The organism is uncultured Pseudokineococcus sp. (assembly GCF_947495735.1).
Lineage (GTDB): Bacteria > Actinomycetota > Actinomycetes > Actinomycetales > Quadrisphaeraceae > Pseudokineococcus.
In genome coordinates this window covers 25,088-33,980 of the sequence record NZ_CANMAA010000023.1, presented here as the reverse complement: position 1 = coordinate 33,980, position 8,893 = coordinate 25,088, and the positions used below count along the sequence as shown (strand labels likewise).

8 protein-coding genes are annotated in these 8,893 nt (G+C 78.3%); all 8 read left to right on the top strand.

Annotated features, from left to right (window positions below; all coding sequences use genetic code 11):
• Window positions 1-1,097 precede the first annotated feature (1,097 nt).
• Window positions 1,098-1,751: a hypothetical protein gene (locus Q0848_RS18425; RefSeq protein ID WP_299040233.1), complete on the top strand. Its 654-nt coding sequence runs from the start codon at window positions 1,098-1,100 to the stop codon at window positions 1,749-1,751.
• Window positions 1,748-2,341: a M48 family metallopeptidase gene (locus tag Q0848_RS18420; RefSeq protein ID WP_299040231.1), complete on the top strand. Its 594-nt coding sequence runs from the start codon at window positions 1,748-1,750 to the stop codon at window positions 2,339-2,341. Before Q0848_RS18425 ends, Q0848_RS18420 begins: the two co-directional genes overlap by 4 nt.
• Window positions 2,334-3,332, top strand: coding sequence for an HAD-IIA family hydrolase (locus Q0848_RS18415; RefSeq protein WP_299040229.1), 999 nt, complete (start codon window positions 2,334-2,336; stop codon window positions 3,330-3,332). Before Q0848_RS18420 ends, Q0848_RS18415 begins: the two co-directional genes overlap by 8 nt.
• Before the next feature lie 154 nt (window positions 3,333-3,486).
• A complete protein-coding gene (locus tag Q0848_RS18410) occupies window positions 3,487-3,744 on the top strand; it encodes a hypothetical protein (RefSeq protein WP_299040227.1) in 258 nt (85 codons plus the stop codon).
• A complete protein-coding gene (locus Q0848_RS18405) occupies window positions 3,741-4,673 on the top strand; it encodes a TlyA family RNA methyltransferase (RefSeq protein ID WP_299040225.1) in 933 nt (310 codons plus the stop codon). The genes Q0848_RS18410 and Q0848_RS18405 overlap by 4 nt, the downstream gene beginning before the upstream one ends.
• Window positions 4,674-4,798: 125 nt before the next feature.
• Window positions 4,799-5,824 carry an NAD kinase gene (locus tag Q0848_RS18400; protein WP_299040224.1) on the top strand — a complete coding sequence of 342 codons (1,026 nt, stop codon included), beginning with the start codon at window positions 4,799-4,801 and terminating at the stop codon, window positions 5,822-5,824.
• A gap of 3 nt (window positions 5,825-5,827) precedes the next feature.
• A complete protein-coding gene (recN, locus tag Q0848_RS18395) occupies window positions 5,828-7,537 on the top strand; it encodes a DNA repair protein RecN (RefSeq protein ID WP_299040223.1) in 1,710 nt (569 codons plus the stop codon).
• A 110-nt stretch (window positions 7,538-7,647) separates the two neighbouring features.
• On the top strand, window positions 7,648-8,841 hold the full coding sequence (gene steA / locus Q0848_RS18390) for a putative cytokinetic ring protein SteA (protein ID WP_299040221.1): 1,194 nt from the start codon (window positions 7,648-7,650) through the stop codon (window positions 8,839-8,841).
• The last annotated feature ends 52 nt before the right edge of the window (window positions 8,842-8,893 follow it).

Genomic DNA, 8,893 nt, shown 5'->3' with positions numbered 1-8,893 from the left:
GTGGGAGAGTAGGTCGCCGCCGGACATTCTTTGTGGGAAGCCGTTCCTGGCTCCTTGTTCGTGGTCTTCTTCGGGAGGGCGCGGGTGAGGACGCCGGGGGCGGCTTCTCGCATGTCCGGGTCCGATCGCGGACCCCGGTGGTGTCACCGGCGGCGCAGGGGCAGCACCACCAGGACGTCGTGAGGCGCGTCTGCGACGGCCCCCTCGAGCCCCAGCGCCTCACTCGGGACCCGTCGACGTCCCGTGCTCTGCAGGGCACGTCGGCCAGCAGACCGCCCCGCGACCGCTCGTGGTGGGGGCTGGACGTCGTCGCGCATGATGGGCGGTGACTGTCGCTCCGTCTCCCGGACGATCCCGCACCACGACGAGGACCGCTGCACCTTCGGGCGGAGCCTCACAGCTCGAGACCCACGCAGATGATCCGGTGCAGCACGAGGCCGGACGCAGGAGGAGGACCCATGGCGGACGCGGACCGACGCGACGACGAGCGACCGTCGAGGGACGGCGACCAGCGACCGCCTCGCGGGAGCGACCAGCGACCGCGCCGCGACGGCCCTCCCCAGCGGCGAGGCACGAGCCCGGTCGCCGGGCGCGGCGATCGACGTCCGGCGCCGCGTCGCGACGGCGACGGAGGTCCCGGAGAGCGCAGCGCGCGCGCCGCAGGAGCGGATTCGCGGAGCAGTGCGGCTCCGCGGTCGTCAGCCGGCGACGCGTCCGGTCGGCGGTCGACATGGTCGGCCTCCCGAGGTACCGGTGATGGCGCAGGTCGAGGACGCCCCTCCTCGACGAGCGGTGGCGGTGCCAGGGGGCGCGGTCCGCGCGAGGAGAGCAGCACGGCAGAGCGCCGTCCCTGGGCTGAGCGCTCTCGTCCCGCCGACGCGTCCGGCGGGCGTCGCGAGTCGGCGGGCCGGGACTCCGGTCGCCCGCCCGCGAGCCGGGCCCCCGCGGGGCGAGCCGACCGCAGCGCGGCGGGCGCTGACGGTCGTCGCTCCTGGGACGCCGGTCGTGGCGACCGACGCGACGAGGGCCGCGGTGGCGCCTGGCGGGGTCGCGACGAGCGCCCGTCCGGCGACGACCGGGCGGCTCGTCCGCCCCGGGTGCAGGAGCCGCAGATCCCCGACGACGTCACCGGCACCGAGCTCGACAAGGACGTGCGCCGCGACCTCGGAGCCCTGGCTGCCGACAACGCGACAGCGGTCGCCCGGCACCTGGTGATGGTGGCGCGCCTGATCGACGACGACCCGTCGCGGGCGCTCGAGCACGCCCGTGCGGCGCAGCGGCGAGCCGGGCGCGTCGGCGCCGTCCGGGAGGCCGCTGGCCTCGCCGCCTACCGGGCCGGCGAGTACGAGGAGGCGCTGCGCGAGCTGCGCACCGCGCGTCGCCTGACCGGGTCGCAGGTCCACCTGCCGGTCATGGCGGACTGCGAGCGGGGTCTCGGCCGCCCTGAGCGGGCGCTGGAGGCGGCAGCGAGCCCGGCTGCGGCCGAGCTCGACCGCGCCGGGCAGATCGAGCTCGCCATCGTCGTCGCCGGCGCCCGGGGCGACCTCGGCGAGCACGACGCCGCGGTGCTCGAGCTCCAGCTGCCCGAGCTCGCGGGCAGGGTGGCGCCGGAGCTGCGGGAGGCGCAGGAGCGCCTGCAGGAGGCCCACGACGACGCGCTCGTCGCCGCGGGCCGTCGCCCCGCGCGTCCCGCGCAGGCCGGCACCGTCGACGACGACGACGACGGGGTCGTGCTCTGGGAGGAGGCGTGAGCGCCGGCGGGCCGGGCGGGAGCACCGGGTCGGCGGAGCAGGGTGACGGCCTCGGCACCTACGAGTGGCTCCAGCGGGGCCTCGGCCTCCTCGAGGGCGGGCACGCGGCGGCCGCCGCGACGGTGCTCGAGCGCGTGGCGGCGGACGAGCCGCGGTCCGCGAGCGTCCTCGAGGCCCTGGCGCGGGCGCAGTTCACGGCCGGTCGTCCGGGCGCTGCGGTGAAGACCTTCGAGCGCCTGGCCGACGTCGCCCCCGACTCCGACTACGCGCGCTTCGGGTACGGGCTGTCGCTGCGCCGCCTCGGCAAGCTGCCGCAGGCCGCGGAGCAGCTGGCGCTGGCGGTGGCCATGCGCCCCCAGCGCACCGAGTACGTCGAGGCGCTCGCGCGCGTGCGGGCCCTCCTGGACCCGCGCACCGCGACGGCCGGCTCGGCTGCTGCCCCCACCGGGGACGACGGCGGCCTCGCCGGGCCCGACAGCGCCGAGCCCGGCCTGCTGGACCCCCGTGGTGCCGGACCGTCCGTCGACCAGCCGTCGTCGGCGGGCGACCGCTGGTCGTCCCCGGAGCAGGAGGAGGGCACCCGTGGCTGAGCGCGCGCTGGTCGACGACGTCGAGGTGGTGCTCCTCGACCTGGACGGGACGGTCTACGCGGGGAGCCGTCCGATCCCCGGCGCCTCCGCGGCGGTCGCGGCGTGCCGCGAGCGGGGGGTGCCGCTGCGCTTCGTCACCAACAACGCCTCGCTCCCGCCGCAGGAGGTCGCCGACCACCTCGGGCGCACCGACGTGCCCGCGTCCGCGGAGGAGGTCGCCACCTCCTCGCAGGCGGGCGCTCTGGTCGTGCGCCAGCGGTGCGGCGAGGGCGCGCGCGTGCTCGTCGTCGGCGGCCCCGGCGTCGCGCACGCGTGCCGCGAGGCGGGCCTGGAGCCGGTGACCAGCGCGGACGACGACCCCGCCGCCGTCCTGCAGGGCTTCGGGCCGGACGTCGGGTGGGCCCAGCTGACCGAGGCCGCCTACGCGATCCGGGCGGGCGCGACCTGGGTCGCGACCAACGTCGACACGGTCCTCGCCCGCGAGCGCGGGCTGGCGCTGGGCAACGGCAGCCTCGTCGCGGCCGTGCGCACGGCCACGGGCGCCGAGCCCGTCGTCGCCGGCAAGCCCCAGCGGCCGCTGCTGGACGCCGCGGCGGACGGCCGGCGCGCGCTCGTGGTGGGCGACCGGCTCGACACGGACGTCGCGGGGGCTCGCGCCGCCGGGATGAGCAGCCTCTGGGTGGCCACGGGCGTCGACGCCGTGGCCGCGGTGCTGGCGGCCGAGCCGGACCAGCGACCCGACCACCTCGGGGCCGACCTCGGGGCGCTGCTGGAGCCCGCGGCGGTGGTGGAGCGCGGCGGCTCGCCGCACGACCCCGCCTGGCGCTGCGGCGACGCCGTGGTGACGCGCGGAGAGGACGGCCTCGTGGCCGGCGCCGGCGGCGAGCCGATCGACCTCCTGCGCGCGGCGTGCGCGGCCCGCTGGGACCTCGGCGACGTCGTCGTGACGGAGGACCTCCTGCGGAGGCTGACCCCCCTGGACGCCCGGTAGCGTGCGGGGCGTGACCGCCGGCGACCCCACCCCTCGCCCCGGGCCCGGCGGTGCGCCCGTCGGTGGCTCCGGTGGCGGCGCGAGCGGGGGAGCGGGAGCGCCGCGACCGGCCGCACCCCGGCCGGCGGGGACCCCCGGCCCCCGGCCGACCGCGATGCCCGCCCCGCGCCCCGGGCCTGCTCCCGGCGCCGGCCAGACCGGGGCCCTCGCGCCGCCTCCCGGTCCGGGAGCCGTTCGCGGCCCCGAGGCCGCGGCGGTCACCGACGCGGTCGACGAGCGCGACCCCGAGGTGGCGCAGGTCCTCTCCGACCTGTCGGCCACGCCCGCCGACGCACCGCCCCTGGAGCAGGCCGCGGCGCTCGAGCGCGCGCAGGAGCGCCTGGCACGACGGCTCTCGGGCACGGCCCGGTGAGCGCGCCCCGGCGCCAGCGCCTGGACGCCGAGCTCGTCCGGCGGGGCCTGGCCCGCTCGCGCCAGGAGGCCGGTGAGCTGGTCGCCTCGGGTGCCGTGCTGGTGCGGGGCCAGCGCGCGAGCAAGCCCGCCACCCAGGTGGAGCGCGCCGACCCGGTCGTCGTCGAGGAGCTGCGCGCGGGGGAGGGCCCCGAGGGCTCGGGGCGGCGCTGGGCGAGCCGGGGCGCGCACAAGCTGCGGGGCGCCCTCGCGGCCTTCCCGGACGTCGCCGTCGCCGGTCGGGCGGCCCTGGACGCCGGCGCGTCCACGGGCGGGTTCTGCGACGTCCTGCTGGACCGGGGCGTGGCGCGGGTGCTCGCGGTCGACGTCGGCTACGGGCAGCTGGCCTGGCCCGTGCGCAGCGACGAGCGCGTCGTCGTCCTCGACCGCACCAACGTCCGCACCCTGGAGCCGGAGGTCGTCGGATCGGCGCTGGGGGAGCTTCCCGCGCTCGTCGTGGCCGACCTCTCCTTCATCTCCCTGCGCCTCGTGCTGCCGGCGCTGGCCGCCTGCAGCGCCCCCGGCGCCGACCACCTGCTCATGGTCAAGCCCCAGTTCGAGGTGGGTCGCGAGCGCCTCGGGGCCGGGGGCGTCGTGCGCGACGCGGTGGCCCGGGCCGACGCGGTGCTCGACGTCGCCCGGTCGGCGGGGGCGAGCGGCCTGGCGGTCGTCGGCTGCGCCGCGAGCCCGCTGCCGGGACCGAGCGGCAACGTCGAGTACTTCCTGCGGCTGCGCGCCGCCGGGGCTCCCGACGGCGCCGGTGCCGACGAGGTCGCGCCGCAGGACCTCCCGGAGCTGGTGCGCGCCGCCGTCGCCGCGGGTCCCGTCGGTGGCGGTGCGTCGACCGGCTCTCCCGACGACGCCGTCCCCGCCGCGGGGGGCGCCCGGTGAGCCGCGGGCCGGCCGCGTCCGGCGAGCACCGCTCGACGCCGCCGACGACCGCAGGTCCCGGCACGACGGAGCACTCGACGACGGAGTCCCCGACGACCGGGCCCTCGACGACGGAGGTGCCGCGGGTGACCGGCACCGGCCTCGACGGGCACGTGGTGGGCGAGGCCGGGGGCGACGCCGAGCGCACGGTGCTGGTGCTGACGCACACCGGCCGCGAGACCGCCGTCAGCGCGGCCCGGGAGCTCGTCACCCTGCTGCGCGCGAAGGGCCTGCGCCCGGTGATGCTCGCCGACGAGGTGATCGACATCCCCGACGTCGAGGACGTCCCGGTCCTGGACCTGGACGACCTGGAGGACTCCGTCGTCCGCGGCGCCGAGATGGTCGTCGTCCTCGGCGGGGACGGGACGATCCTGCGCGCCGCCGAGCTCGTGCGGCACCAGCCCGTCCCCCTGCTGGGGGTCAACCTCGGGCACGTCGGCTTCCTGGCCGAGAGCGAGCGCGACGACCTGGCCCGCGCCGTCGAGCGCATCGCCGCCCGCGACTACGTCGTCGAGGAGCGCATGACCCTGGACGTGCGGGTCCTGCGCGACGGCGAGGTCGTCGCGACCTCGTGGGCGGTGAACGAGGCCAGCGTGGAGAAGGCCGAGCGGGAGCGGATGCTCGAGGTCGTCACCGAGGTCGACGGGCGGCCGGTCTCGGTCTTCGGGTGCGACGGCGTCGTCATGGCCACTCCCACCGGCTCCACCGCGTACGCGTTCTCCGCGGGCGGCCCCGTCGTGTGGCCGGAGGTCCAGGCGCTGCTCATGGTGCCCATCTCGGCCCACGCGCTGTTCGCCAAGCCGCTGGTGACCTCCCCGCGCTCGGTGCTCGCCGTCGAGGTGATGGCCCGCACCGCGGGCGGTGGCGTGCTGTGGTGCGACGGGCGCCGCACGGCTCAGCTGCCGCCGCGCTCGCGCATCGAGGTGACGCGCGGGCGGCACCCGCTGCTGCTGGCGCGGCTGTCCGAGGGACCCTTCACCGACCGCCTCGTCGCGAAGTTCCGGCTGCCCGTCGAGGGCTGGCGCGGCCCCGCCGACGCGTCCGAGCTCGACGCCGACGCACCGGGCGACGGCGCGGCGGACGAGTCCGCCGGGCCGGCCGGGAGACCCTGAGGCGTGCTCGAGGAGATCCGCATCCGCGACCTCGGGGCCATCGACGCCTCCGCGCTCGAGATCGGCCCCGGGCTCACCGTCCTGACCGGCGAGACCGGCGCGGGCAAGACCATGGTCGTCACGAGCCTGGGCCTGCTGCTGGGGGCGCGGGCGGACCCGGGCTCCGTGCGCTCCGGCGCCCGGTCGGCGCTCGTGGAGGGCCGCTTCACGCTTCCCGCTCGCGGTGCCGCCGCGCTGCGGGCCACCGAGGCCGGTGCCGAGCTCGAGGAGGCGGAGACCGGCCGGTCCGAGATGCTCGTCTCGCGCACCGTCGCCGCGGGCGGCCGCAGCCGCGCCCACGTCGGAGGTCGGGCGGTCCCCAACGGGCTCCTCGGGGAGCTCGCGGACGACCTCGTCGCCGTCCACGGCCAGAGCGAGCAGATCCTGCTGCGCTCGCCGGCGCGCCAGCGCGAGGTCGTGGACGCGAGCGCCGGCGAGGACGTCGCCGTGCCGCTCGTGCGCTTCCGCGCCGCCTTCGAGCGGCACCGCGCCGTGCGCGACCAGCTCGAGGAGATCCGCACCCGCGGGCGCGAGCGCGCCCAGGAGGCGGACCTGCTCCGCCACGGGCTGGAGCGGGTCGAGCGCGTCGACCCCCAGCCCGGCGAGGACGTCGCCCTCGCCGAGGAGGCCGAGCGCCTCACTCACGCGGAGGACCTCCGGCTCGCCGCGGGCACGGCGCGCGCCGCGCTGACCGGGGACGAGGACGGCGCCCCCGGCGGCGGCGACGCGGTCAGCGCCGTCGAGGCGGCGCGGCGGGCGCTGGACGCCGTCCGCGCCCACGACCCCGCGCTCGCGGCGCTGGCCGACCGGCTGGCCGAGGTCTCGGTCCTGGTCGTCGAGGCCGGTGCCGACGTCGCCGGCCACCTGGCCGCGCTGGAGGCCGACCCGGCCCGGCTCGCGGCGGTGCAGGAGCGCCGCGCCGAGGTGACGGCGCTGGTGCGCGCCTACGGCGAGGACGCCACCGCCGTCCTCGCCTGGGCCCGCGAGGCCTCCCGCCGCCTGCTCGAGCTCGAGGGGGACGACGACCGGGTGGACGAGCTCGCCCGCGAGGAGGCCGCCCTGGCCGCCGAGCTGGAGGACCTCGCGGACCGGCTGCACGCCGCCCGAGCCGCGGCGGGGGAGCGGCTGGCGGCTGCGGCCACGGCCGAGCTCGCGGCCCTGGCGATGGGCGGGGCGCGCCTGGAGGTGCGCGTGGAGCGCACCGAGCGGCTCTCCGCCACGGGCGGCGACGACGTGGTCCTGCTCCTCGCGGCGCACGGCGGGGCTGACCCGCGCCCCCTGGGCCGCGGCGCGTCCGGCGGCGAGCTCTCGCGCGTGATGCTGGCTCTCGAGGTGGTGCTCGCCGAGGCCGACCCCGTGGAGACCTTCGTCTTCGACGAGGTGGACTCCGGCGTCGGCGGCCGGGCGGCCGTGGAGATCGGCCGCCGCCTCGCCGCCCTCGCGACGCGCTCGCAGGTCCTCGTCGTCACGCACCTGCCCCAGGTGGCCGCCTTCGCCGACCACCACCTGCTGGTGGAGAAGGGCGGGGACGGCAGCGTGGTCGCCAGCGGCGTCCGGGCCCTCGACGACGAGGGGCGGGTGGCCGAGCTGGCCCGCATGCTCGCGGGCCAGGGCGGGTCCTCCAGCGCGCGGGCCCACGCCGCCGAGCTGCTGGAGGGCGCTCGCCGGCCCTAGGGCGACGTCCTCGCGCCCCCGGTGGGTCCTCCCGCGCACCAGGACTCGCGGGGGCGCCCCCGGGCGGGGCGGGCACGCGCCGAGCGGTCGGCGTGGGAGCATCACCGACGATGAGACGAGTCCTGCGCCGGCGCCCCGGGACGCCCGGCTCACCCGCCGCCGGGGGCGTCCTGCGCCTGGACCGCCGCACGAAGGACCTCACCAAGCGGCTCCAGCCCGGCGACGTGGCCCTGGTCGACCACGAGGACATCGACCGCGTGGCCGCCGACGCCCTCGTGGCCGCGCGCCCGTCGGCCGTCGTCAACGCGGCGGCCAGCACCTCCGGGCGCTACCCCAACCTCGGCCCGCAGATCCTCCTCGACGCCGGCGTCGTCCTGCTGGACCGGGTGGGCGCGGACGTCCTGGGGGCGCTGCACGAGGGCCAGGTCGTCCGGGTGGACGGCGACCGCCTGCTGCTGGTGACCGACGAGGGCGAGCGCGAGGTCGCCACCGGCGTGCGCCAGAGCCCGGCGACCGTGGCCGCCGCCATGGAGGCGGCCCGCGAGGGGCTGAGCGCCCAGCTGGAGGCCTTCGCCGCGAACACGATGGAGTACATGCTCCGGGAGAAGGAGCTGCTCCTGGACGGGGTGGGCGTCCCGGACGTCCGGACCTCGTTCGCAGGTCGCCAGGCGCTGGTCGTCGTGCGCGGCTACCACTACCGCGAGGACCTGGCCACGCTGCGGCCCTACATCCGCGAGTACCGCCCCGTCCTGATCGGCGTGGACGGCGGCGCGGACGCCGTGCTGGAGGCGGGGCACGCCCTGGACATGGTCGTCGGGGACATGGACTCCGTCTCCGACGCGGCGCTGACCAGCGGGGCGGAGATCGTCGTGCACGCCTACCGGGACGGGCGGGCGCCGGGGCTGGAGCGCGTGCGCGCCCTGGGCGTCGAGCCGGTCGTCTTCCCCGCCACCGGCACGAGCGAGGACGTCGCGATGATGCTCGCGGACGACAGCGGCGCGGAGCTGATCGTCGCGGTGGGCACCCACGCGACCCTCGTGGAGTTCCTCGACAAGGGCCGGGCCGGCATGGCCAGCAGCTTCCTCACCCGCCTGCGCGTGGGCGGCAAGCTGGTCGACGCCAAGGGCGTCTCCCGGCTGTACCGCCAGCGCATCTCCACGGCCCAGGTCGTCGCGCTCATCATGGCCGGCCTGCTGGCGCTGCTGGTGGCGCTCCTGTCGACCTCCGCGGGGCAGACGCTCGTGGCGCTGCTCGGCGCCCAGCTCGACCTCCTGCTCTCCCCGGTGCGCTCGTGGTCCGGGTGAGCCCGGGCGCGGCCGGGCCGACCACCCCGCCGGCCGCTCGGCGGGCGCGACC

Bases quoted from the DNA above. Each gene is read 5' to 3' on its own strand.
- steA (WP_299040221.1), top strand. From the start codon at position 7,648: ATGAGACGAGTCCTGCGCCGGCGCCCCGGGACGCCCGGCTCACCCGCC.
- Q0848_RS18410 (WP_299040227.1), top strand. From the start codon at position 3,487: ATGCCCGCCCCGCGCCCCGGGCCTGCTCCCGGCGCCGGCCAGACCGGG.